Annotated in this window: 13 protein-coding genes; 8 read left to right on the top strand and 5 right to left on the bottom strand. The window is 48.3% G+C overall.

The features are described from left to right. Window positions 1-23 precede the first annotated feature (23 nt). The 4 genes from LL912_RS14710 to LL912_RS14695 all read left to right on the top strand — a co-directional run bounded on the left by LL912_RS14710 (window position 24) and on the right by LL912_RS14695 (window position 8,885). Window positions 24-1,943: a RagB/SusD family nutrient uptake outer membrane protein gene (locus LL912_RS14710; protein WP_235554332.1), complete on the top strand. Its 1,920-nt coding sequence runs from the start codon at window positions 24-26 to the stop codon at window positions 1,941-1,943. Window positions 1,944-1,979: 36 nt separating this feature from the next. After that, the gene (locus LL912_RS14705; RefSeq protein WP_235554331.1) at window positions 1,980-5,090 is read left to right on the top strand and encodes a SusC/RagA family TonB-linked outer membrane protein; all 3,111 of its coding nucleotides are present in this window, start codon (window positions 1,980-1,982) and stop codon (window positions 5,088-5,090) included. Window positions 5,091-5,135: 45 nt separating this feature from the next. Then, window positions 5,136-6,971, top strand: coding sequence for a RagB/SusD family nutrient uptake outer membrane protein (locus tag LL912_RS14700; protein ID WP_235554330.1), 1,836 nt, complete (start codon window positions 5,136-5,138; stop codon window positions 6,969-6,971). Between the two features lie 102 nt (window positions 6,972-7,073). Further along, window positions 7,074-8,885, top strand: coding sequence for a glycoside hydrolase family 71/99 protein (locus LL912_RS14695; protein WP_235554329.1), 1,812 nt, complete (start codon window positions 7,074-7,076; stop codon window positions 8,883-8,885). Between the two features lie 216 nt (window positions 8,886-9,101). Here the strand turns inward: LL912_RS14695 and LL912_RS14690 are convergent, their stop codons facing one another. Together LL912_RS14690 and LL912_RS14685 are read right to left on the bottom strand one after the other, a co-directional pair. Then, window positions 9,102-9,728, bottom strand: a complete 627-nt coding sequence (locus LL912_RS14690) for an alpha/beta hydrolase (protein WP_235554328.1) — start codon at window positions 9,726-9,728, stop codon at window positions 9,102-9,104. Between the two features lie 198 nt (window positions 9,729-9,926). After that, on the bottom strand, window positions 9,927-10,856 hold the full coding sequence (locus LL912_RS14685) for a ring-cleaving dioxygenase (protein WP_235554327.1): 930 nt from the start codon (window positions 10,854-10,856) through the stop codon (window positions 9,927-9,929). A gap of 222 nt (window positions 10,857-11,078) precedes the next feature. Between LL912_RS14685 and LL912_RS14680 the strand changes: the two genes are divergently transcribed. Continuing rightward, window positions 11,079-11,792 carry a pirin family protein gene (locus tag LL912_RS14680; protein WP_235554326.1) on the top strand — a complete coding sequence of 238 codons (714 nt, stop codon included), beginning with the start codon at window positions 11,079-11,081 and terminating at the stop codon, window positions 11,790-11,792. 327 nt (window positions 11,793-12,119) lie between these two features. On the opposite strand, the gene hepC is transcribed toward LL912_RS14680, so the two are convergent. From hepC to LL912_RS14665, 3 genes are all read right to left on the bottom strand, one after another. Next, window positions 12,120-14,081, bottom strand: a complete 1,962-nt coding sequence (gene hepC / locus LL912_RS14675) for a heparin-sulfate lyase HepC (RefSeq protein ID WP_235554325.1) — start codon at window positions 14,079-14,081, stop codon at window positions 12,120-12,122. 105 nt (window positions 14,082-14,186) lie between these two features. Next, on the bottom strand, window positions 14,187-16,151 hold the full coding sequence (locus LL912_RS14670) for a heparin lyase I family protein (RefSeq protein ID WP_235554324.1): 1,965 nt from the start codon (window positions 16,149-16,151) through the stop codon (window positions 14,187-14,189). Window positions 16,152-16,254: 103 nt separating this feature from the next. Further along, the gene (locus LL912_RS14665) at window positions 16,255-17,466 is read right to left on the bottom strand and encodes a glycoside hydrolase family 88 protein (protein ID WP_235554323.1); all 1,212 of its coding nucleotides are present in this window, start codon (window positions 17,464-17,466) and stop codon (window positions 16,255-16,257) included. A 604-nt stretch (window positions 17,467-18,070) separates the two neighbouring features. On the opposite strand from LL912_RS14665, the gene LL912_RS14660 reads away from it, so the two are divergent. From LL912_RS14660 to LL912_RS14650, 3 genes are all read left to right on the top strand, one after another. Continuing rightward, window positions 18,071-21,247, top strand: a complete 3,177-nt coding sequence (locus tag LL912_RS14660; protein WP_235554322.1) for a SusC/RagA family TonB-linked outer membrane protein — start codon at window positions 18,071-18,073, stop codon at window positions 21,245-21,247. Between the two features lie 117 nt (window positions 21,248-21,364). Beyond that, window positions 21,365-23,242 carry a RagB/SusD family nutrient uptake outer membrane protein gene (locus LL912_RS14655; protein WP_235554321.1) on the top strand — a complete coding sequence of 626 codons (1,878 nt, stop codon included), beginning with the start codon at window positions 21,365-21,367 and terminating at the stop codon, window positions 23,240-23,242. Between the two features lie 38 nt (window positions 23,243-23,280). Next, window positions 23,281-24,792 carry a sulfatase family protein gene (locus LL912_RS14650; protein ID WP_235554320.1) on the top strand — a complete coding sequence of 504 codons (1,512 nt, stop codon included), beginning with the start codon at window positions 23,281-23,283 and terminating at the stop codon, window positions 24,790-24,792. Window positions 24,793-24,904: the final 112 nt, after the last annotated feature.

Genomic DNA, 24,904 nt, shown 5'->3' with positions numbered 1-24,904 from the left:
TTTAATAAAACAAATGATCAAAAATGAAACAGCGCAATATATTTTTTAGCGGGAAACAATGTTTGTTTTTCCTGTTGGTAGCCGTAGGTTTATTTTTTTCCTGTACCAAAACCTTGAACAAAGCCCCGGATGGGCGCATTACATTGAACGAAGTTTTTGCTGATAGTGCAAAGACCTCGGCTTACCTGAATACCTGCTACAACAATATGCCGGCAAAGGGTACCCGTTACTATTTCTGGTGCAGGGGGCCGGTGGTTTGGAGCGACGAGGCATGGGATACCGATGCCGAAGCGGAGCCTACCTTGTCTTCCGGGCGCATGTATAGCGGAAATGCTTCGGCTTCCAATCATCCGGCTACCAATATCAGTGCAGATGCCGGTAACGGTGATTATTATGCCCGCTACTGGAACATGATTTACAACTGTAGTTATTTCCTGAGCCGTATTCAGTCCGTAGATGGCATACAGGAATCCGTCCGGAACCGCTGGAAGGCCGAAGCCCATGTTTTGCGGGCCTACTATTATTCGGAATTATTAAAGTGGTTTGGTGCGGTGCTGCCCATACAAAGTGCGCCTTATCATTTTAAAGATGATTTTTCAAAGCTGAAAAAGGCTTCTTATTATGAAGTGGTAAAATTTATTATAGCCGACTGTGACTCGGCGCTCGCCATCCCGGATCTGCCCTGGCGCATTACGATCTCTGGAGAGGGGGGACGCGTGCAGAAGGCGATGGCAGAAGCCATCAAATCGAAGATGATTCTTTTTGCCGCCAGCCCTTTAAATAATGGGGGAAAGAATTATTGGGAAGAGGCCTACCAGGTTAATAAAACATCGTTACAAAACCTGCGGGACCAGGGCTATGAACTGTATAACAAAGTGAACCAGCCGCAAACCTATCTTTCGGATATCGCATTTATCGGTCCCGATAAAAATGAAAAAGCGGCATTGTATAACGAGTATTTTACCCAAACGATGGCCTATTCGGCTACGCCCGTGGATAAGGAAACCATTTACCAAAGCCGGGACGGGCAGGGTAATATATGGAATATAGACGGGATCGGTGCGCAGGATGGTTATAAATCAGGTACCTGCCCAACACAGGAACTGGTGGACGCTTACGAAACAAAGGACGGACAACCGATCCTGGATCTGGCAAATCCTTATCTGGACGAACAACATCTGCAACCCAATTATAACCCGGATAATAAAATGTATAATCCGCAGAACCCTTATGCCAACCGGGATCCCCGTTTTTATGCATCGATCTATTACAACGGATCCAAAAGATATTGCCTTTGGAATTTTGATGAAGTAAAAGAGTCGCCGGAGAACTACCCGGGCGGTAAGGTGCAGCGTACCCGTATTATAACGACCTATGTAGGCGAACCGCAAACCGGCCTGGACCCGGCTGTAAGAAGAGCTACACGAACCGGTTATTTTGAACGGAAATTTTTGCACCCGACCAGCAGTAATAATAACCCGGTTGGAGGTGCCAACTGGAAGCTGTTCCGCCTGGGAGAAGTGATCCTCAATTTTGCTGAGGCCGCTGCCGAGTCGGGACATCTGGATGAGGCATATGCTGCCGTGAATGAGATCCGGAGAAGGGTAGGCATGCCCGACCTACCGCCGGGATTGTCGAAGGAGCAACTGATTTTACGGGTACGCCAGGAGCGCAGGATAGAGCTGGCAATGGAGGAAAACCGGTATTTCGATGTCCGCAGATGGGCCAATCCGGAAGGAGACTTATCCAAAACCGATAAATGGCTGACAGCAGCGGAAATAAAGCGCAATGCAGATGGTACGTATACCTATGCCCGTCGTTTGATACGGCCCACTCCCCGGGCCTGCTATGAGAATAAATTCCTTTGGCTCCCCATTCCATTGAACGAAGCAAACATACTCCTGAGTAACACCGGGCAGGTATGGCAGAATCGTGGTTGGTAAACGTAAAAATGTTTAATAGAAATAATAAAAAGCTACATGAACTATAAAATGTTTAACAGAGTCATTGTTGTGCTGATGCTCCTTTTGAGTGGGCCGTTGATGAAGGGAACTGCACAACAATCCGGGATCGTGGTAAAGGGCACGGTCACGGACGAATGGAACAGACCGGTATCGAATGCATCGGTTCGTTCTTCAAATGGTAAAAACGGAGCTTTTACCAATAATGCGGGAGCGTACCTGTTGGCCGTTAATGATAACAGCGGCACTTTTATTGTAAGCAAGGAAGGGTACAAATCGCAGCAGTTCGAAATAGATGGATCTAAGGAACTAAACATTCAGCTGCAGCCCGATGTGCACAACGAGTATGAAACCGTGCAGCTCGGTTATTCCCAACAGTTACGCAAAGATGTTTCCGGTGCGGTTTCATCCGTTAGCGGTGAAGTACTGGAACGGGCACCTGTTGCCAATTTTACACAGACACTCGCCGGGCGGTTATCGGGATTGACCACTATGGAAACCTATTCCGAATTGTCACGTGCCACCACCAATATTTATGCAAGAGGTTTTAACTCGATCCGGAAAAACGGCCCGCTGGTGGTCATTGACGGGATCCCGGTCTCTTACAATGCCAGCCAGAGCCTGGAGTATATTTCACCCAATGAAATAGAATCGGTGAGCTTGCTGAAAGATGCCTCCACCCAGGCTATTTATGGTATCCAGGGAGCCAACGGGGTATTGGTGATCAAAACAAAACGAGGGGTCAAAGGCATCCTGCAGATACATACCACGTTTGATCAATCGATGCAACAGGTAACCACCAAACCGGCGTTTATCAGTGCAGCGGAATATGCAACCCTCAGGAATCAGGCTGCGCAAAATGATGGCAAAAAGTTGCCGTTCACAGATGCCCAAATCGATAAGTATCGTACAGGCGCCGATCCGGTATATTATCCAAATACCGATTGGTACAGCTACTTTGTAAAGGATTTTGCCAAAATGCAGCGGGGTAGTGTGAATCTCACTGGTGGCAATGACCGGGTTCAGTTTTATTCAAATATCAATGTAATGCACCAGGGCGGATATTTTAACACCGACCAGCCAAAGTATGATCCAAACGCCAACAATGTTTGGGTGAACTACCGCACCAATGTGGACATGGTTATCAATAAGTACATAAAAACATTTGTACGGTTAGCCGGTAATGTAAAACGGGAGCGCACCGCCGGATCGGGCAATTCCACCATCTACAGCAGCATCTTTCAGCTTCCTCCCAACTTTTACGGACCATTGACCCCGGAGTTGAAAAATGCTGCAGGAACGGTGACCACGCCGGGCGGACAGGTGGTGGCTTCCACGAATATCGGCAGCCCTACCTACGGGATGTTGAACCGTTCCGGTTATTACCGCCATACGGTAACAAATGTTACTTCGCAGTTTGGCCTGGATGTGGACCTGGGCTTCCTAACCAGGGGATTGAGCATGGATGGTTTGTTTGCCTACCAGACCAATGCCGTGGGAAGTATGAGCACCATCCAGGATTATGAACGGTATACCCGATCTGCCAACCTGGATACCATGGCGTTTTCCAAACTGGGCACCAATGCCAACAGCCCGCTTGTTTACGGGAAAACCCATTCTTTTTATTATCATTTATCTTATAAGGCGAACCTGAAATATGAGCGTGTTTTTGGAAAGCATAGCCTGCGCAGCTTTGGCTATATGTTTTATCAGAACCTGATCAAAAATGACAACAGCAACACCGGGGCCCTGCCTTATGACCGGGTCAGTGCCGGTATTGAACTGGATTATGCGTATAACGACCGGTACCTTGTAAAATTTGACTGGGGTTACGGAGGGTCTGAGCAATATGCAAGAAACAAACGGTTTACCGGTTTCCCTGCGGCCTCCGCCGGTTGGGTGGTATCGAATGAATCATTCCTGAAAGATCAGTCATGGCTTAGCTTATTGAAGCTAAGGGCTTCCTATGGAAAAGCCGGTAATGATCAAAGTGGTTTAAGCCGGTTTGCCTACCTGAATGATATCCGGTTGGCCAGGGGCGGTCCTATTGGTTATTTGCAGTGGCTGGTCTCCGAGAATAAAATGGCCAACCCGGATATTATGGCAGAAATCTCTACCAAAAAGAATGTTGGTATCGACCTGGGATTGCTGCATATGATTACGGTCAACGCCGATATCTTTAATGAGCGGATGGAAAACATGGTTGTTGGAGCTACCGGTACGATTCCGGCCTATCAGGGCTTTCCGCTGAATGAGTATCCCCAGCTAAATGAAGGTGTTTTTGAAAATAAGGGATATGAGATTGCTGTTAACTTCCGCAAACAGCTGAACCCGGACCTGGGCTTCTCCATTGGTGGTATGTATAGCTATGCCCGTAATAAGGTGATCAATATTAACGAAGCAGCACAAACCGAAGATTATGTATACCGGAAAAGGACAGAAGGGTTTTCGGTAGGCCAGCTATGGGGATACCTGGTGGACCGCAGTAACGGCAACGGGTTTTTCAATACACCGGAGGAACTGGCTGCAAACAAACTGGCCTACGACCGTGTGGGCAAGCCCCGCCTGGGCGATCTGAAATATATCGATCTGAATAATGATGGTATCATCGATGAGAAAGACCAGGCACCGATTGGCACGGGCGCCATTCCCCGTGCAGTATACGCTTTTAATGGAGCGGTGCACTTCAGGTCTTTTGAACTGAATTTCCTCTTCCAGGGAACGGGCACTTATACCACCATTGAAAGTGGCATGGGCGTATATGAAACTTCAAACGATGGTGTTTTCGGATCGCTACACCGGAACGCCTGGACGGCAGAACGTTACCAGAGTGGGGCATTGATCACGGCTCCGGCACTTTCATTAACCGCCAGCAGCAGTCATCAGGGAAGCGACTACTATGCCTCAAACAGGGCCTATCTCCGCCTGAAAAATATGGAATTGTCTTATACATTGCCTCCGGGAGCGGTACGGCTTATCGGGGCACAACAGATTCGTTTGTTATTGAGCGGTCAGAATTTAGTAACCTGGGATCAAATGCGATCGGATGACTACGGGCCAGAAGGAGGCGGTTTTAGCGGCTTCCCGGTTTACCGCGTATATAATATAGGCGTTAAAGTAACTTTTTAATTATTGACAGTTCGGGTTCGAATTATTGATCTGAAATTTTTTGATATGAAACCATTGCAATTAAATATAAAGCGGATGACAACAAATGGCTGTAAAAAAGGAAAACATATTCCTGGTGAAGGTCTGCTGCAACTTGGCTGGCTGCTTGGCTGCCTGATACTGCTGAATGCCTGCAACAAACAATTGGACTTTACTGCTGACGGCCGGTTGCCGGATGTTGCAGATGCCTTTACGGATTATAACCGCGTGCGGGGTTACCTTAACTCCTGTTATGGGTATTGCCCGTCGCCCTCCATGAACCGGGCCTCATTTACAGATGAGGCGCAGGATGCGGATGACATTACCAGCGGATCGGATTTTATAAACTGGTACCGGGGGGCACTTACGGCCTCAACGTATGCCGGCAATTCGGCAGACGGAAGTCCATGGACCACCCTGTTTCAAGGGATACACCAGTGTAATACCTTTTTAAAATATATCAAAACGGCTACCATTTATGCAAGGGAGGGGGAACAGGAAGGCTGGATCGCACAGGCACATACCTTACGTGCGCTTTATTATTTACAGCTGATAAAGCGATATGGCGGGGTGCCGATCTTTAAAGAACCGCTGGGTATTAAACACGATTTTTCACAGGATCGCCGGGCGAAATTTGGCGAGGTGGTGCAATTTATCCTGGCAGATTGTGATTCGGCGCTTACGGCTCCTGATTCGCAGTTTGGTTTTCCCTGGAATATCTATGATAACCAATTTGGAATCATGACCCGGTCCATTCCTTATGCTATAAAATCGCAGGCAATTACTTATGCCATGAGCCCGCTGTGGAACGATGGGACATTTACCCTTGAGGAAGCTGCAAAAATAACCGCCGAAGCGCTGTTTCAATGCACCGCCAATGACTATAAGTTGTTTGACGTAACGCCGGCGGCAACTATTGCGCAAAACGCCTATGCCTATTATTTCATTACCAGTTCCAATGATAAAAGAACCGTAGATAAAGAAACGATTTTTCAGCAAGGCAATCAGCTGGCTGTCTGGAGGGATGCAGGAATGCCTACTACTGCCGGTATGAGCAAAGCAGGGCCCTGCCCAACCCAGGACCTGGTGGATGCTTATGAAATGGCCAATGGAGAACCGCCGATCCTTGGGTATAGCGATGCGGACCACCTGGTACCAATCGTGAACCCTGCATCCGGATATGATCCCAATAATCCTTATGTAGGAAGGGATCCGCGTTTTTACGCCTCTATCTACTACAACGGAGCGGTGCGGTTCCTGAATCAGCCCAATGGGAGAAAGGTCGCTTCTTATATCGGCGGTGCTGATAGCCTTTCTGAAGCTGACCGGCGATACACGCGCACCAGTTATTATCAACGGAAATTTAATAATTCCGTATCCAGCCAAAGCTCCAATGCAGATGGCGCCATCCGGCTGTTACGCCTTGCTGAACTGTATCTGAACTTTGCGGAAATGGCCTACCAGGCAGCAGGGCCGGATGTACCGGTTACGGTTAATGAAACGTCTATGAGTGCCAGGCAGGCGGTGAATGCAGTGCGAAAAAGAGCAGGAATGCCTGATTTTCCGGCAGGAATGAGCAAGGAGGCATTTGAAAAGAAATACCGCAACGAACGGCGGATTGAGCTGGCTTTTGAAGAGCACCGGTTTTTTGATGTACGCCGTTGGAAGATCCTGGATCAAACGGATAAGTTTGTAACGGGCATGCGGATCCGGACCAACGGATCGGGCCTTACTTATACGCGATTCCGGTTTAACGACAGAGGCAGTGTAACAGACCGTTTCCTGATGTACCCGATTGACAAAAATGAGGTAGATAAGATCATCGGGCTTTCGGGGGTGAACTGGCAGAATCCCGGGTGGTAGCTGGTTCAGGCAGGCTGCCTGGAAGCATTGAAGCGCATTTTCTGCGTACGCTGCACCTCCGTGAAATATTAAAGAAAAGATAACCAACCATAACGTTTATCAATGAAATTCATTTTGCCAACACATCGTTTTCTGCTTTTGGCCGGCTGCTTTTTACTGTGGCCGCTCTATGGCCCTGCTCAAACATTAACAGCGTACCATTCCCTGCAAACGGCCACAGATGAGCTGGGAAGGCAGGTGCCGGGCTATGAAACCACCGGTGCTCCGCGAAAGGATAAGTTTGTGGGACTGTTTTACTGGACCTGGCATACCCGGCAGGGTAAGGATAATCCACCCTTCAATGTAACGGAATACCTGACCCGCGATCCGAAGGCCATCGACAATTACGACCATCCCATCTGGCCCAAACGTAACAGCCCCTGGTTCTGGGGCGAGCCCTTGCTGGGCTATTACCTGGATACGGATGCGTGGGTATTGCGTAAACATGCAGAAATGCTTGCAGACGCAGGTGTGGATGTGATTATTTTTGACTGTACCAATGGAAATATAACCTGGAAGGAATCCTACATGAAACTCTGCGAGGTATTTACCAGGGCCAGGAAGGATGGCGTTCCGACACCGCAGATCGCTTTTATGCTCCCGTTCTGGCCCAGCGACGGAGGTAAGGAGATCCTGAGGGAGCTGTACAATGACCTCTATCGGCCGGGGCTTTATAAAGATCTCTGGTTTATGTGGAAAGGAAAACCACTGATCATGGGACTGCCGGAGTTCGCGGATGACATTGCAGGGAAGGAAAATGATCCGGCACAGCGTGCGGCCATGAAGCGTTTTTTCACCTTCCGTCCCGGGCAGCCGGTGTATAATAAAGGGCCCGAGCGCCCGGATCACTGGGGTTGGCTGGAAATATTTCCCCAGCATGGCTTCGTAAAAAATCAACAGGGAGGCTTTGAACAGGTAACCGTAGGCGTGGCACAAAACTGGAGCCAGGAACGGGGGCTGACCGCTATGAATGCTCCCGGCGCTTTTGGCCGGAGTTATACCCATGCAAAAGGACAGATCACTACACCGGGTGCGGTAAATTATGGATACAATTTCCAGGAGCAATGGGAACGGGCCCTGGAGCTGGATCCGGAGCTTATTTTCATTACCGGCTGGAACGAATGGATTGCCGGGCGTTACAAGGTATGGCAGCAACAGACCAATGCATTTCCTGATGAATGTGACCAGGAGGGGAGCCGTGATGTAGAGCCGATGAAGGGCGGACATGGCGATAACTATTATTACCAGATGGTGTCCAATATCCGCCGGTTTAAAGGGCTGCCGGCGCCGCAACCCGCTTCAACGCCTATTTCCATCCGGATGGACGGAATGTTTGATGAGTGGAAGAATGTAACCCCGGTGTTCCACACGTATAAGGGCAATACACAGCACCGGAACAGCCCGGGCTGGGGCAGCCTGTATTACCGGAACAATACAGGTCGCAATGATATTGTGCTGGCCCGGGTTGCAAGGGATAACGAACACTTTTATTTTTATGTAGAGACGGCTGCGGCGCTTACCCCCAGAACAGATCCGGGTTGGATGCGCCTTTTTATTGACAGCGACAATGACAAAAATACCGGCTGGGAGGGCTATGATTTTATGGTGAACCGGCTGAACCCGGCACAGAAAGCGATCCTTGAAAAATCAACAGGCGGCTGGTACTGGGAAAAAGCGGGGGAACTGGAATACGCCGTTGCCGGTAATAAAATGGAACTTAAAATACCGAGAGCATTACTGGGAATACCCGGGAAGGCGGACTTCGGTTTTAAATGGAGCGATAATATGCAACAGGAGGGGGTGATTACCGATTTTATCGTGAACGGAGATGTAGCACCCCTGGGAAGATTTAATTTTCATTTTACAGCGCCATAGATGCTGCACTGATAGGGTGGTTATTTATTTGTTCAGGGTGACGTGCGCGTCCGCTGACCTGCTAAGATGAAGTATGTGCAAATTTTTGCCGATCCGCTTTTGGGTTGCCAGCGGGCCCGCGGTAAACGCAACCGTTCCTGCAAAACGATGCTATAAAAGTTCTCTTTCTAAACGGTTTCAAATGATGACCGGCATTCTTTAAAGGCCGCCGGTGCGTTACTGTTGCGGGTCAAAAACAAGCCGGTTTGCCAGGGCAATTTCATCTGCATTGATGGTGTGTCCCATATTGGGATACACTTTCTCTGTAACATCCGCATTCATTTGCGTTAACAATTTCGCGGTGGCATGTACCCGTTCCGCCGGAACATGAACGTCCGGGTCACTGGTGCCAATGAATACAGGCGTCTGCCGGAAATCACCCTTATAGTGTTGCGTATAAAGCTGATCGCCGATCAGTCCGCCGGTAAAGGCCACGGCACCGCCATAACGCTGCGCATGTCTTGCAATGTATTCCAGGGTTAAGCAGGCGCCCTGTGAAAAGCCAAGGAAATAAATGTTTTCGGCAGTAATGCCGGCGTCGGACACGGTTTTCACCGTTTGTTGTACCATTGTAATGGCGGAAGAAAGCCAGGGTTCATTTTCCTGAACCGGGGCCATAAAAGAATAGGGATACCAGGTGTAATTGGTGGCTTGCGGAGCCAGCAATGCGGCGTCTGCTATGTTAAGGTGGCCGGAAAGCGATAAGATATCGCCGGCCGTTGCACCGCGTCCGTGCAGCATGATCACGGCACGGGAAGCCTTGCTCAACTCCTTTCCGCCGGTTGTTATATTTAATGAATGCATGTGTTTGTTGTGTTGTTATGAATGAATAAGATTAAATTTCTCCATACTGATGTTTAGAAAAAATCTGTGACACTGGTCACGCCGGGGGGATCAGCGGCATAAAGCACAATATTCGTGGTGCTGCATAACCAGCCGCAGATGCACAAACTGAGCGTAAAATGTAAGCGGCATCTGTGTCATCTGCGGCGCCTGATGCGGTTACAATTGGGGAAGAACGGCTTCAATCTTTGTCCGCGCCGGTTCATATTGTTTGGGCAGTTTTAATGCAGTGCCCAATGCCTCCAACGGTTCGTCCCTTGTGAAGCCCGGGTTATCGGTAGCGATTTCAAATAGCACACCACCCGGTTCCCGGAAATAAAGCGAATAAAAATAATCCCGGTCGATCTTTTGCGTAATATTCAGTCCGGCCGCTGCTATTTTTTCCCGCAGCTCCATCTGAACCGTGTCATCCTTTACCCGGAAGGCGATGTGGTGATTGGTGCCGGCTGCATTGCGTCCGTAACCTGCTTTGGAATCTTCTATAATATCGATATAATTAGCGGTATCTATATTTTCATTTACAAAACGGTAGCGGTTGCCCTCCTGCACTGTTTGCCGGTAACCCAGGAGGTCGGTCAGTACTTTTGCGGTAGGAGCAGCCTGCTTCAGGGTAAGTGTTGTGTTGTGAAAGCCCCTGGTGGCAACATCTGCGGAAACGGCATCGGTTGTCCACGGTACGCGGTTGTCTGCGGCTGCAGGAGCGATCAGCGAAAGTTGCAGGCCATCGGGGTCGTTGAAGACCAGCTGTGGCTCCCCGAATATTTCTACTTCTTTATACCCGATCTTGTTTGCTTCAAAACGTTTTTTCCAGAAACCGAAACTTCCCTCCGGAACCGTATAGCCAATCTCTGTGGCCATCCCGGCGCCGGCAGTGCCCTTCCCGATGCCTTCCCAGGGAAAGAAGGTAAGAATGGTGCCCGGTGCGCCGCTTTCATTTCCATAATAGAAATGGTAGGTACCGGGGTCGTCGAAGTTTACGGTTTTCTTTACCAGCCGCAACCCCAAAACACTAGTATAAAATGCATGGTTACGTTTGGCATTGTCCGCTATCGCGGTGATATGATGCAATCCTAAAACTTTATTTTCCATAATCGTGATTTTTTTATTGAGACACAAAGTTACTACGTGGGAATACGGAACCACTTGAAGTAGATTAAGTGGTAATAAAAGCCCGTTTTGTTACTTTGTGGTATTGAGGGATCTGGTAGCTGCTGATTCGCAGATAGTTGGAAGCAGCGCATTTGCGGCCTGTATTCAATATGATTTTGGCATTGAATCAACACATCGTATAATCATTTAAAAGTAAAACATATGCAGGTACAACCGTTTAAAGCTTCTGAAAGAGGCATTAAAGATGCCGGCTGGCTGAGGAGCAATTTTGTTTTCAGTTTCAGCAACTATTACAATCCGGTTAAAAGTGCCTTTGGCACGTTGATGGCGTTCAACGACGATTACCTGGCGCCGGGAAAGGGATTTGGTATCCATCCGCATGTGAATATGGAGATCATTTCCATTTTACTGAAAGGCCGCATGAATCATAAAGATACGCTGGGATACAATACCGAGTTTGAGGAAGGAGGCGTGCAGATCATGAGTGCTGGTAGCGGGCTGCGGCATGAGGAATATAATATTGGGGAAGAAGAAGTGAATTTTTTGCAGATCTGGATCTACCCGAAACAGCAAAATATTACACCCCGGTATCAATACCGCAGTTTTCCAAAGGACGCCCGGAGGAACAAACTGGTAACCATTGTATCTGGTGAAGAGGGACAGGCGCATTGCTGGATCAACCAGAATGCCAGACTAAGCCTGGGCTATTTTGAAAGGGACCACAGCACCACTTATTCTTTTAACCCCGAGAACAAATGCCTGTTTGTATTTGTGATCTCCGGATCCGTTACCGTAAATGGTGTAGCTGTTCCCCAGCGTGATGCACTGGGCGTATGGGATACAGATACCGCCACCATCCGGTGCAATGAAGAAAGTGAATACCTGGTCATTGAAACGGTGGTAAATCAGAAGTAAGATTTGGGAAGCGAGATGCCAGATGCAATGTTGTTTCGTTAAGGCCGAAAATGCGCAGATCTGATACAGGCTTAATAACTACTTAAAATAGTGCAGCAAAGCTGCTGCAGGTGCAATCAGCGTATCTGCGGCAATTGTAAACGGCATTGATTTCAGATTCCAGGCCAGGGTATCCGGGTTTGACTACTCAAACCTGGGTTCACCAGGAGAGCTGATCCCGCTAATGGCTGAGGGAGCACAACAGGTGGGTCCGTGGAAAGATTATTCAGCACTCGATTCTCAATGCTGGAATCTGTTTTTTCAAATCTGGAATCTCATCCTCAATCTTTACTGCACGGTAATATCTCTAGTCTTTCCATCAACCGTTAACGTTAGGCGAATGGTTCCTGTTTCGTAGTTGTTTCCGGGCTTTTCTTTTAATGTGATCACCGGTGCTTTTTTGCCGTTAAAGGGATAAAGTAAGGTAATAAAGGTTTGCGCTGCATTGGCTGTTTTTGATTTTTCAAATACAAATGCCGGTCGTTCCAGTTCCTGGCGATAGGAATAGGAAACCTTACCGTCTTCCTCTTTTAATGCAATGGCGTCCTGGTTCAGGTTCTGGATCAGCAGGTTGTTACCATCGGCATAAGTAGTGTATACGGCGTGGCGCTGCCGGTCAAAAACAGGATTGCTGTTTTCCTTGAGCTGAAAGTGGGTGCCGATGATGCCGGTTGCCTTCCCGATAGCCCGGTCGATAACGAGAAAATATTGCTGATCGATGAATAATACCGTCCGCTGGTGATCCAGGTTTTCATAACTGGGATTGGTATAAGTAAGGATATTCAGGCCCTTGCCTGTTTTCCATTGCTGCAGGGCCGCCCTGGTAATAACCATATTCTCATTATTCAAGGTCAGGGTGCTGTGTACACGGGTTTGCCGGTACCAATCGCGGAGTTTCATGATCGTGGAATCGCCGGCATATACATAACAGCCGGCATCCGGTGTAAAGTTGCGGCCCTTGATCCATAGCTCGAAAGTGCCGTTATCGGGCTGGGCGTGGAAAGCTCCGGGAGGGCTGGCTTTCAGCACCATTACCGTGGATGCATGGTGCCAGCCATTCCGGAAGGTATAAAAGCCGGAAGTGGTGAGGCCGTGGGAAAGGAATGGGGGCTGTTTACCCTTTTTACCGTCGGTGGCGTAATACCGGATTACTTCATTGTGCGGAAATGCTTTGGCCCAGCTGGCATAAGACTTCAGCATCGACGATTTATCGACCAGCTTTGCATCGCTGAATACGGGGTAGGTATAATCCGGGAAGGAAAAGTTAATCGTAGCCAGGATCATTTTTTCAACGGTTTCTTTATAGCTGGTTGGAAAGACCTGGTCCATACCGGCTTTTTGTGCAGAGCGCAGCGCACTCAGGAAGGTATTGATCATCGCTACATGATAGTTGGGTGATAGTTCCCATTGCACCCCGTCCGGGTATACCTGTTTTTTGATCTCGTCGTTGAGAATGCTGACGCCACCGTCTCTCCAGGCAGCCGCTTTTTTAAATTCGGGAAAGGATACGCCTGCAAACAATACGCGCTGTGCCTCAAAAAGACGGTGGTTGCCGCGATCGGCATAATTGTTCGACAGGTAGTCGGCTTGCTGGTGGTAATTGGTTAAGAACGCCATCAGGAATGCCGGTGTAAAATTGGAAGAATGTACAAAGATGTTAAAGGAAGGCGCCAGGTTTAAGATCCTGTCCGAAATTTCCAGCGGTCGCCAGGCGTATTTGTCGTTATCTTTCGATAAGCCGAACGGGTTTTTCTTTGCCCAGTCTGTAAACTGGTACATCCATTCTTTTGCATAGCGTTCGTCCTTCGTAGCCCGGTATACGAGCGCCATGGATTGCCACCATTTTACCCGGTGCAACTGCCACCGCACTTCGTTATCCTTCACAGGCCAGTACTGCCAGTTGATATCTTTGCCGTAGTCAAAAAATCCATAACCCTTGTGCGGCTTGAATTTGTGCTCCAGCGCACTGTCTGCTGCGGCGCGTGTAGCTTTATCGATGGGCTGGTTCAACTCAATCGCTTCTTCTGTAGCACTAAAGTCCGGATCCTTGCTTTTCTTTTTATAATAGTTGAGCAAGGCGTTGGCTGCGGCCGGGTAATTCTGAGCCTGTACCTGGGCTTTTACTTTTTCAAGCCCGGGATAGTCCAGGTTCAGTAAGTCGAACCCGGATTTTCCGACGGGCTGTTGTGCGCTGCTTGTTAAAACAATGGTGGTTAATAAAAGGACCGGTACTAATTTCTTTATGATCATTTTAGACGATTTTGTAGATTGTAAAGGCACCCGACATGTGCATATAAAAACAACTTTTGCCCGATATCGTTCAACACTTTTATATGCCCGTTTGCAGGCATTCGTTTAATTAGTTTTTGTTACGGTGACTACTTTTGAATAGGTTGCTTTACCATCCTGGTCCACCTGTTTAATTCTCACAAACAATGGATCCTGCTGACTGGTAGACAGTGCATCATGATACTTGTTGCAGGATGCAATAGCGGCAGCAACCAGTAGCAACAATAATAGTTGCTTGCTGCGCGAACGTTTATGCGCTCCCAAAACTAAAAATCCAAAAAACAGCGGCAGCCCGGTCAGAGCGGCCATTTCATTGGCTGTAATAGAGGCTTTATAACTTTGCGAAGTGGACGCGTAGCCGTTTTTTGAGTGGACGGTTTTAATGGTCGTGAAATGCTGTCCATCCTTTGAGGCCTGTATTTCAAAATAGCTGTTGTGGGTTTCACGGAGGCTTTGCCAGTTCACCACCAACCCTTCGCCTTGTAAGACGGCTTCTATAGAACCAAGAGCTGCTGGCAGCGCAATATTGGATACGGTTTCACCGTAAAACTGAAAGGCTTCGAGTCCCACACTATTGCCGCTTCCGCCCGCGGTGGAGCCATACCAGTACATTCTTAAGATGATGGGCTGGGTTACACCGGTAAGCGCCGAAAGGTCGTATTTTGTAACAGTGGTTGCACCGGCGGCATTGTTGATGGTAACGGGCGCTGAAATATTGGAGCTGAAGCCGTCCACACTGGATCGTAGCGCGAACGTGTTGGGCGCTGTTGTGGTGCCCCGCCGCCAGGAAAAAACAATGGAATCAAAATGAATGGTATAGCCTGCAACGGGGCTGAGTTTAAACTCATAATATTCCCCAAGGTCAATTGGAGTGGGACTGCCGGTTGTTCCTATATTAAAGCCGTTGACCAGGTACCGGCCACCGGGCCCGGGTGTCAAAGGCGTGCCGGTGGCTCCGGAGGCAGTCAGTGTGGCTCTTGAAAAGTCAGAAGACGGGCTTCCTTCCACATTGTCACCGGCTCCGGGAGCGGGCGAGCTGCTGTTAAAATAGACGATGTTTTGCGATGGCGTATATTGGATACCGGGATCGATATAAATCGTATTACCGGTATTGCTGTAAGCCGCAGGGTCTGTAATATTGGCGGCCCTGGTATAAGGTCCGTCCAGATAACCCGGGTTGGCATCCGGGATGCTGTTTCCCCAGAGAAGACCCCGGCGGCTCACTGCCGGCGGGGGACTGAGTTCGAGAATGCGGATATCATCGTGATAAATGATCCGGGTGATATCCGGGGGAACTACGTATACACCCCATTTAATATACCCGATATTGCCGCCATCGCCCGGGAATGTTATATAACCTGTTTTTTCATCTGCCAGTATATAGTCCGGTTGGCCGGGCAATTTCATATAGGTTCTGATGTAACCGGTTGCATCCAGTGCCCATTTCGCATCAATTCTAAACCGTATCCACTGGTTTACATAAGGACGAAGATCATTGAGTATATCTTTTGTGGAAACGCCATTGGCCGCATCATTATAACGGAGGCGGATCACATTCCGCTGTGTACGTACCTGCAGGGGTACTTCCTGGCCGCCGGACACTTTGAGCTGGAAAAAATTGGTTTCGTTGATCGGGTCGCCGGTATTCCAGGGTGTCCAGTCTTTTAATAATACGCTGAACTCATAACGGCGTTCCATTCCCGGTGCAAAACGGGCGGGTAAATATTGAAGAGCGGCACTTTCGCTTCTCCAGTTTCCATCCGAATAATAGGCACTGTCGCCGTACACCACCTTATGCGCCGTGGCATAATTACCGGAAGCGCCCGGGCTTACCATATATACGGCGTCTGCGCCCGGTGCGCTGGTCGGTTCAATCTCTGGGATTCCGGAATTGGCTGTGCCGTTTTCATAGTCTATATTTAGAATCGTTTTTCCCACAACCTGGGAAAAAACGGAGCCCGTTGTTGCAAAAAACAACATAGCTGTAATCATGCTGATACGGGTAATATGGGCTGCAAATCGTTTGTTCATGATAAATGTATTTGGGCCTACAGAAAGGTAAACGGTTAAGCCGGTGACTAAATCATGCATTCGTCCTCAGTAAATTGAAATGCCGGAACTGCCTGCCGGGCACTTACTGCAGTGGCAGCGCGATCTTCTTCAGTGCCGCATATTTTTTTAATGCCTCCAGGTAGTAATAATCGGCATAATTTAAAGGCGTGTCTATTTCCGAATTAAACAGGAAGGCGCCTACACTGTGCTTCAGGATAAAAAAATGATTGTCGCCCGGCTTTGCCAGGAAATCGGGAGAAGATAGCGCCTTTAATATATCCTCTGCGTAATCCGCATATTTTTTGCCGTCCTTTACCTTCGTACTCAGGTCCAGCAACCCGCAGGCAATAACGGCAGCTGCGGAGGCATCGCGGGGTGCGCGGCCATCCGGATCCAGCGCATTGTGCACATCAAAATCCCACACCGGGATCTTGTTTTTTGGCATCCGCGGGTGTGTCATGATAAACCGGGCAATATGTTGCGCCTGTTCCAGGAACCGGGCATTGCCACTGTTATTATAACACATAATATACCCGTACAGCCCCCAGGCCTGCCCCCGGGCCCAGGCGGATTCATCGGAAAGGCCCTGGTGGGTTTCCTTGCTCCGCACCTTACCGGTAACCGGGTCGTAATCTACTACGTGATAGGAACTATAATCTTTGCGGAAATGGTTCTTCATCGTGGTGAGCGCGTGGGTGCTGGCCGCCTGGCTATAGGCGGATTTTTTAAATTGTGTGCCGGCCCAGTAGAGATATTCCAGGTTCATCATATTGTCGATAATCACCGGAAACTTCCAGTGTTCGCCAAAATCCCAGGAACGGATCACGCCGGTTTTGGGACTAAAACGATCATAAAGATGTTGGGCTCCCTCTTCCAGTACCGGCAAATAGGCTTTGTCCTTTGTAATGCGCCAGGCATTTCCGTAGGAGCAATAAAGCATGAATCCGAGGTCGTGCGTTTTGGTTACATAACGAATGGAGTCCAGGGCCAGGGTAAATTTCCTTGCTGATAAGGCCAGTTCTTTATTGCCGGTTAGTTCATAACCATACCAGAGCGAACCGGGGAAAAAGCCGGTGGTCCAGTCAGTATACGGGGCTGTTCGTACAGTGCCGTTAGGATTTACGGAGCGGGGATTCAGTCCCGGAGTATAGGTTCCGGCAGCGCGGGTTAGCTGAGCCCCAACAACGGTAACGGAACGCCGGAACCAGTTCTGGGAATCTCCGGATTGAGCCTGAGCCTGCACACTAGCTAGAAACAGGATGCCTGAAATAATGGCATGGAATCGTCTTTTCATGAGCTGTATCTTTTCTTAAAAGTTTTGGATAAAAATAAAATTACGTGCCGCCAAAGGGTTTCAATATTGATTTTAATATTTTAAAACTGGATGAAATTTAAAAAATAAGAGAAAACAGGGCCGCGGTGTAAAACCGGTGCCGCACTATTTTAATATATTGGTATTCAATTTGTTTTTTTAGATTGGATACAGCTTTAACCAAAAAAAACAGAAAAATAACCAAAATTGAAAAAAGAAAAACCCATTTTTAAAACCTCCGGACCAGAGGCGTTCTATATTTAGGGCGTTAAAAACAGCTCTTTTGCCATGCTGGTCCGCAGGTGGACCGGAGGGTAAGAGGGAGTTTGTTCTTTAAGACATATTGTCGGGTTTTAGATGAGTAATTGCTTCGATTGTTGCCGTTAAGCCCATAGAATATAATTCAGTTACCGCTGTTTTGGCCATTGATCTTAACGTCTAAAATGTACAGATTATGCCATTTGTAATTACAGGCAGCAGCCAAACAAACTGCGGTTTTCGGAAACAGGAGCAGCAACCCGGTACCCGAATGTTCCATGAATCACGCCAAAAAAATACTTCACCTGGTTTAAAATTCAAGCTTAAAATGAGATCAACGTTTGCTCTATTATTATTCTTAGTAGGTATCTCCGGAACACTGTCTGCCCAAACCATTAAGGTAACGGGAATGGTCAGCAGCACTTCGGGAGAACCGCTGTCGGGTGCCACCGTTCAGGAAAAAGGAACGGCCCGGACTGTGCTCACTCAAAAAAACGGCCAGTATTCGATTCAGGCTCAGGCCAATGCGGTATTGGTGGTTTCTTATATCGGCTATGAGGCTAAAGAGATCAACATAAATGGCCGGGAGCAGATCGATATCAGCCTGCAGGAACAGGATAAAAGCCTGGAGCAGGTAGTGGTGGTAGGTTATGGAACCCAGAAAAGAAAAGATCTTACAGGAGCGGTGAGCTCGGTTAGCGGCGCTGAACTGGCAAAAGTGCCGGTGCAGCATGTAGGACAGGCGCTCCAGGGGCGACTGGCGGGCGTTCAGGTAACCATGAATGATGGCTCCCCGGGTGCCGACCCTACCATAAAAATACGCGGAGGGACCTCCATTTCGCAAAGCAACCAGCCTTTATACGTAATTGACGGGGTGCCGCAAACCGATGGCATTGGCTTTCTGGATCCCACAGATATAGAATCGGTGGATGTACTGAAAGATGCTTCTGCGATTGCTATTTATGGAGCACGCGGCGGCAATGGTGTAGTATTGATTACCACCAAACAAACCAAGGCCGGCAAAGTGACCGTGAACTACGATGGTTATGTGGGGGCCAAACACATTACAAAAGAAATTCCGGTAATGAACGGCTATGATTATTTGCTATTGAGCTATGAGCGCTCGCTGGGGGATGCCACCCGCCTGGCCGCCTTTACGAAGCAATACGGCTCCTATGATTCCCTGCAGTTTTTGTATGGCAATCGCCCGGGTATCAACTGGCAAAAAGAAACCTTTGGCAGCACGGTATACAATCAATACCATAAAGTGAGCGTAAGCGGGGGAAGTAAGGATACGAAGATCAATATGTTCTTCTCGCGTAACAAGGATAATGGCATTATGATTCACAGTGCATCTACCAAAAACATCGGGAAGCTTTCCGTAAATCAGAAAGTGGGCGAACGGCTCAATGTGAATGCCATTGTAAGTTACTCCAATCAAAAAATAGAAGGATTGTCCCCGGCAGAAGGAGGTAACGCCCGTTTGGCAGTATTACAAACCATTTTGCAGTATCGCCCGGTAGCCGGCAGGGGTACTGCGGATGATGATCTGATCGATTATGAAACGGATCCGGTAGACAACCCGGGCGGGGCTCCCACTTTTCAAAGCCCGGTAATCGGCGCCCGTTCAAGATTAAGAGAGTCCGTTATTAATATAATGAACGCCAATGTAACCGCTCAGTATAAACTTACCAAAAATATAACCTATCGGGGTGTGATCGGTTATATAATCAAAGACACAAAACTTAAACAGTTTAATACCAAAGAGTCGATTACGGCCATCCGCAGCGGCGGACCATTCGGAAGCATCGGTCAGGCAAAAGATCCCCGTTTTACTTACAGTAACACGCTTACTTTCAGCAAGACCTTTGCCGCAGCGCACCGGCTGGACGTAATGGCCGGACAGGAATACCAGTATACCTACCACGAAGATTTCAGTGCCAGTTCCAATGCCTTTCCTTCGGTAAACAATGGTTGGGATAACCTGTCGTTAGGCACGGTGCTGGGTACGCCTTCATCATATGCCGAAGAAGATAAATTGCTTTCCTATTTTGCAAGAGCCAACTATGGATATAAAGATAAATACCTGTTTACAGCCACCATGCGTGCGGATGGCTCTTCCAAATTTGGTGCGAATAACCGCTGGGGATACTTTCCTTCAGCAGCATTTGCCTGGCGGATCATCAACGAGCATTTTATGAAAAACAGCACCCTGTTTTCCGATCTGAAACTGCGCCTGGGTTATGGCCTTACCGGTAATAACCGCATCGCCAACTATGCGGCACTGGGTATTTATGGTACCGGCTCTTATAATCTTAATAATACCGTTGTGATATCAGCCGCTCAAAACAATCTGCCCAATCCCAACCTGAAATGGGAGGCCACCGAAGGTCGCAACATCGGGCTGGACATGGGCTTTTTAAATCAGCGGATCACGTTAACGGCAGAGGTTTATGACAATCGCTCGAGGAACCTGCTGTTTAATACCCGCATCCCCTCGAGTTCGGGCTTTGTGACCCAGTTTCAAAATATTGGAAGTACCTCCAGCAAAGGGTTGGAGTTTACGCTCAATACAGTGAACATAAAAAAAACAGACTTTAGCTGGAGTTCCAGTCTCAACATCTCGTTCCCCAAAACAAAAGTGCTGGAACTGAGCCAGGGTGAAAATGCTATGGTATTGCCCAGCTATACCGGCTATAACAGCAATCCCAGTATCAACGACTATATCCTGCAGGTTGGACAACCGGTAGGGATGATGTATGGCTACGTAGCAGATGGGTTATACCAGGTAAGCGATTTTGATTTTAACACTACCACCAATACCTACACTTTAAAACCAGGCGTGGTTCAGGATAACCGTACTGTGCAGCCGGGGTATCAGAAATTTAAAGACATCAGCGGACCAGACGGGGTACCCGATGGCAGGATTACCGATCTGGACCGGACGGTCATCGGCAATTCTAATCCTAAATATACCGGCGGCTTTAACAACACGGTTACCTATAAAGGATTTGATCTAAGCGCATTTGTGAACTTCACTGTAGGAAATGATATTTATAATGCCAATGTGCTGAACAACTCCGCTTTGAGCCAGGATTATAAAAACACGTTGGCCCGCTTCTCAGACCGGTGGATGACCATTGATGCCAGTGGCCAGCGGGTAACCGACCCTGCTGCTTTGGAAGCACTGAACAAAGGAAAAACCGTAGCTTCTTATATCGGCATGGTATCCGACCGGCCTTACAGTACTCTGGTGGAAGACGGATCGTTTTTGAGAATTAACAATATCAGCCTGGGCTATACCCTGCCGAAGCTTTTTTTGAAAAAAGCAAAAATTGCTAATGCGCGTGTCTATATCACCGCATACAATCTGCATGTATTTACCAGCTATTCGGGTTATGATCCTGAAGTAAGCGTGGTAAACAACGCCCTTACACCCGGTGTGGATTTTAGCGCATATCCGCGGGCAAGGTCCTTTGTGGCGGGTATCAATTTGTCCTTATAATTTATTTAAAGATTTTATACAATGAAATGAGCATAAAATCGACGAGCTAATTTATATGCAAAGCGATGATGATTTTTATGCGAATTCCATCTGGCAATAAAAAATAAAAACAAACAGATGAAACTGATATCAAAACGTTTTATATGGATGGCGCTTACAGCCGGCTCGTTGCTTGCTTTTGGCTCCTGTAAAAAAGCATTAGAAGTAAAAGCTTATTCGTACTTTACCAGCGATAATTTTTTTAGTGATGCCGATGAAGCTTATATGGCTACCCTGGGTGTATATGGAGCGGTATCAAACTTTTCCGGTTATGGCTGGTATGTACCGATGGTATTGGATAATGATAATGACATCAGCCAGATATCCGGAAACAGTGTCGATAGCTGGCGCGTAATCCCGCACTACCTGGGCATTCCTGAAACCGATATTTATTACAGTACCTGGAGCGTGTTGTACCAGGGTATCGACCGGGCTAATGTGGTGATTGAAAAGATTCCGCAAATGCCGTTGTTCAATGCCGGAACCGATGACCAGAAGGCGCAGTTGAACCGGATGCTGGGTGAAGCTAAGTTTTTACGCGGGTTTTATTATTCGGAACTGGTGCGTTTGTGGGGAGATGTGCCTTTTAAAACTACCTCATCTAAAGCAGGCGATAACCTGAAAGGGGCGTTAACGGACCGTTATGAGATCTATAAACAGGTTATTAAAGACATGCAGGAAGCGATCGATGTGCTGCCCGCAGCAACGCCTACTGACGAGCGGATCAACAAGTGGGGTGCAAAGGCCATGCTGGCAAGGGTTTGCCTTTTTGCAGGAGGCTATTCGCTGGCTACCGATGGTACTATGAAACGTCCTGCTAATTACAAGGATTATTATAAGACAGCGCAAAGCCAGATCAATGATATCATGGCTGCCAATCCTTATAAGCTCAATGCCAGCTATCCCCAGGTATTTATTAACCAGTGCAAACATAATTTGGAGCCTACCGAAAGTATTTTCCAGATCGCACTATACACCGTAGCCGATCCGGCAGGTGACCAGCCAAACTCTTCTCGTTTTGGATTCTGGAATGCGCCTACAACTGCAAAGGGTGTGTATGGCGCTACCAATTTAAGAGAAGCAACCGTGCGGCCGTTTTATGAAAGCTTCCAGGCGGGTGATGTCAGAAAAGATTTCGCGGTGGCCCGGTATACGGTTGCGGCCGATGGAAGTCGTACCTATATTGTAACCGGTACCGGAGATCAGAACTGGGCGCCCGGCAAATGGAGCCGTGAGTATCAGACCAATTCCATAACCGAGCAAACCAGTACTGATATCAATTGTGTTGTGATGCGCTATTCAGACCTGCTGCTGATGCGGGCAGAGGTGGAAAATGAATTGAATGAAGGCCCCAATGATCTGGCCCTCGATGCTATTAACCAGGTACGGAGAAGGGCATATGGGCTTGATATGCCCGGAAATGCGATCAGCCTGACGGTTACCGATGGTGGCAGTGGCTATACCAGCAATCCTACACTTCAGATAACCGGTGGCGGCGGAAATTATGCTGCTGCAGTGGTGGCAACACGTACCAGTAATAAAATTTCTGCGTTGACCATCTATAACCCGGGGTATGGTTATACATCTGCGCCTACTGTTACTGTAACCGGTGGTGGCGGAACCGGGGCGGTGATTACCGCATCGCTGGTGCCTAAACCTGCAACAGACCAGGTTTATATACCCAGCGGATTAACCAAGCAACAGTTTTTAGATACCCTTGTTTCAGAGCGTGCCAAGGAATTGTGTTTTGAAGGCATGCGCCGCTCAGATCTGATCCGCTGGAATTTGCTGGGCGCCAAAATAGCCGATACCTATGCCAAAACACAGGCGATAAGAACGTCTTATCCCTATCTTTCAGGAACCAATTTCAAACCCGGGAAGCATGAGTTGTTTCCTTACCCGCAAAATGAAAAAGATGTAAACAGTTCTATTAACCGTCAAAACCCCGGATGGTAAACCGGGCTTAAAATCAGAAATCATAAAATCGATTGATCATGTTAAAACAATGGAGCTATCTCTTTTATTTCGCTTGTCTGCTGTCATTTGCCGGCGGTTGTACATCGCAGCAGAAGGAACAACCGGCATCCCGGCCCAATATCCTGATTGTGATGTCGGATAACCAATCGGCCGGCCATGTAGGCGTTTATGGCGATTCAACTGTGCGCACCCCCAATATGGATAAAGTGGCGGGTGAAGGGGTGCGTTTTACAAATGCATTTTGCAGTTCCCCCTCCTGTACGCCGTCGCGGGCCGGTTTTCTTACCGGCCAGGATATCTGGCGGCTGGAAGAGGGAGCCGACTTATGGAGCATACTCCCAACAAAATATCCGCTGTATACCGATCTGCTGGAGGCTTCGGGTTATGAAATCGGCTTCCAGGGTAAGGGCTGGGGGCCGGGAAGCTTTGAGGCCAATGGCCGCAAGCGCAATCCGGGCGGGAATCCGTATGAAAGTTTTGACCAGTTTTTAAAGCAGAAAAAACAGGGCACTCCCTGGACCTACTGGATCAGTAGCCATGAACCGCACCGTCCTTACGAGGTAGGTGTTGGTGCCAGGTCGGGCATCGATCCGCAAAAGGTAAAAGTACCCAGCTATCTTCCGGATGCACCGGATGTACGCACAGATATTGCCGACTATTATCATTCTGTAGAAGTTTTTGACAAAGAGCTGGGCGATGCACTGGCGGTATTAAAACAAAGCGGCGAGCTGGAAAATACCATCGTGGTGGTTTGTAGTGATAACGGCTGGCAGATGCCACGCGGGCTGGCCAACCTGTATGATTTTGGTACGCATGTACCCCTGATCATTTCCTGGCCGGGCAAATTTAAAAAAGCTACGGTTGCCGGCGGATTGGTTACCCTGAATGACCTGGCGCCCACTTTCCTGCAGCTGGCCGGTGTGCCGGTGCCCGCGGAAATGACGGCAAAAAGTTTATTGCCGTTGCTGGACAATAACAGTAAGGAGTCTTTCCCTGACCGCGAATTTGTAGTACTGGGCCGGGAGCGGCATGCTTTTGTGCGGCAGCACGGAATGGGTTATCCCGGAAGAGCTATACGTACCCGGCAATATTTGTACATTCGCAATTATGAGCCCGGCCGCTGGGCGGCAGGTGATCCTCCGCTGTATGGAGATATTGATCCGTATATGCTCAACTATCCTGGTCCGGCAAAGTTTTATATGATCGCTAATAAAGACAATCCTGCTGTAAAACCATTGTTCGAACTGGGTATGGGCAAGCGGCCGGCAGAAGAGCTGTTTGACATCACCCGTGACCCTTACCAATTGCACAACCTGGCTGCAGACCCTGCCTACAAAAATGTAAAAGAAAAACTGGCGGCACAAATGCAGGCCTACCTGGTAAAAACAAAAGATCCAAGGGCCACCGGAGGCGATGTAAGTGTTTGGGATAAGGCGCCTTATTTCAGCGATATTGATAAACGCGCACATCCCAGTCCCGAAGCGATAAAGCAGTTTAAGCTGGATTCTGTATATGATTACTTAAAATAAAAAAGTGTTGGAGCTGTTGCCAAAAGTCTCTTCTTGTTATGCTGGAACCGCAGCGCCTGGATTAATCCCGATGAACCGTGACCGGGCGACATGGAAGAACGGCAGAGTACTT

Origin of the sequence: Niabella agricola (assembly GCF_021538615.1) — a bacterium.
GTDB lineage: Bacteria > Bacteroidota > Bacteroidia > Chitinophagales > Chitinophagaceae > Niabella > Niabella agricola.
The sequence above is the reverse complement of the archived record's forward strand: the minus strand, read 5'-3'. Positions and strand labels throughout refer to the sequence as shown.

Excerpts from the sequence above, each read along its gene's own strand:
- LL912_RS14680 (WP_235554326.1), top strand. The coding sequence starts at position 11,079 with ATGCAGGTACAACCGTTTAAAGCTTCTGAAAGAGGCATTAAAGATGCC.
- LL912_RS14690 (WP_235554328.1), bottom strand. The coding sequence starts at position 9,728 with ATGCATTCATTAAATATAACAACCGGCGGAAAGGAGTTGAGCAAGGCT.
- LL912_RS14685 (WP_235554327.1), bottom strand. The coding sequence starts at position 10,856 with ATGGAAAATAAAGTTTTAGGATTGCATCATATCACCGCGATAGCGGAC.
- LL912_RS14650 (WP_235554320.1), top strand. The coding sequence starts at position 23,281 with ATGTTAAAACAATGGAGCTATCTCTTTTATTTCGCTTGTCTGCTGTCA.
- hepC (WP_235554325.1), bottom strand. The coding sequence starts at position 14,081 with ATGATCATAAAGAAATTAGTACCGGTCCTTTTATTAACCACCATTGTT.
- LL912_RS14665 (WP_235554323.1), bottom strand. The coding sequence starts at position 17,466 with ATGAAAAGACGATTCCATGCCATTATTTCAGGCATCCTGTTTCTAGCT.
- LL912_RS14655 (WP_235554321.1), top strand. The coding sequence starts at position 21,365 with ATGAAACTGATATCAAAACGTTTTATATGGATGGCGCTTACAGCCGGC.
- LL912_RS14710 (WP_235554332.1), top strand. The coding sequence starts at position 24 with ATGAAACAGCGCAATATATTTTTTAGCGGGAAACAATGTTTGTTTTTC.
- LL912_RS14705 (WP_235554331.1), top strand. The coding sequence starts at position 1,980 with ATGAACTATAAAATGTTTAACAGAGTCATTGTTGTGCTGATGCTCCTT.
- LL912_RS14695 (WP_235554329.1), top strand. The coding sequence starts at position 7,074 with ATGAAATTCATTTTGCCAACACATCGTTTTCTGCTTTTGGCCGGCTGC.
- LL912_RS14700 (WP_235554330.1), top strand. The coding sequence starts at position 5,136 with ATGAAACCATTGCAATTAAATATAAAGCGGATGACAACAAATGGCTGT.
- LL912_RS14670 (WP_235554324.1), bottom strand. The coding sequence starts at position 16,151 with ATGAACAAACGATTTGCAGCCCATATTACCCGTATCAGCATGATTACA.
- LL912_RS14660 (WP_235554322.1), top strand. The coding sequence starts at position 18,071 with ATGAGATCAACGTTTGCTCTATTATTATTCTTAGTAGGTATCTCCGGA.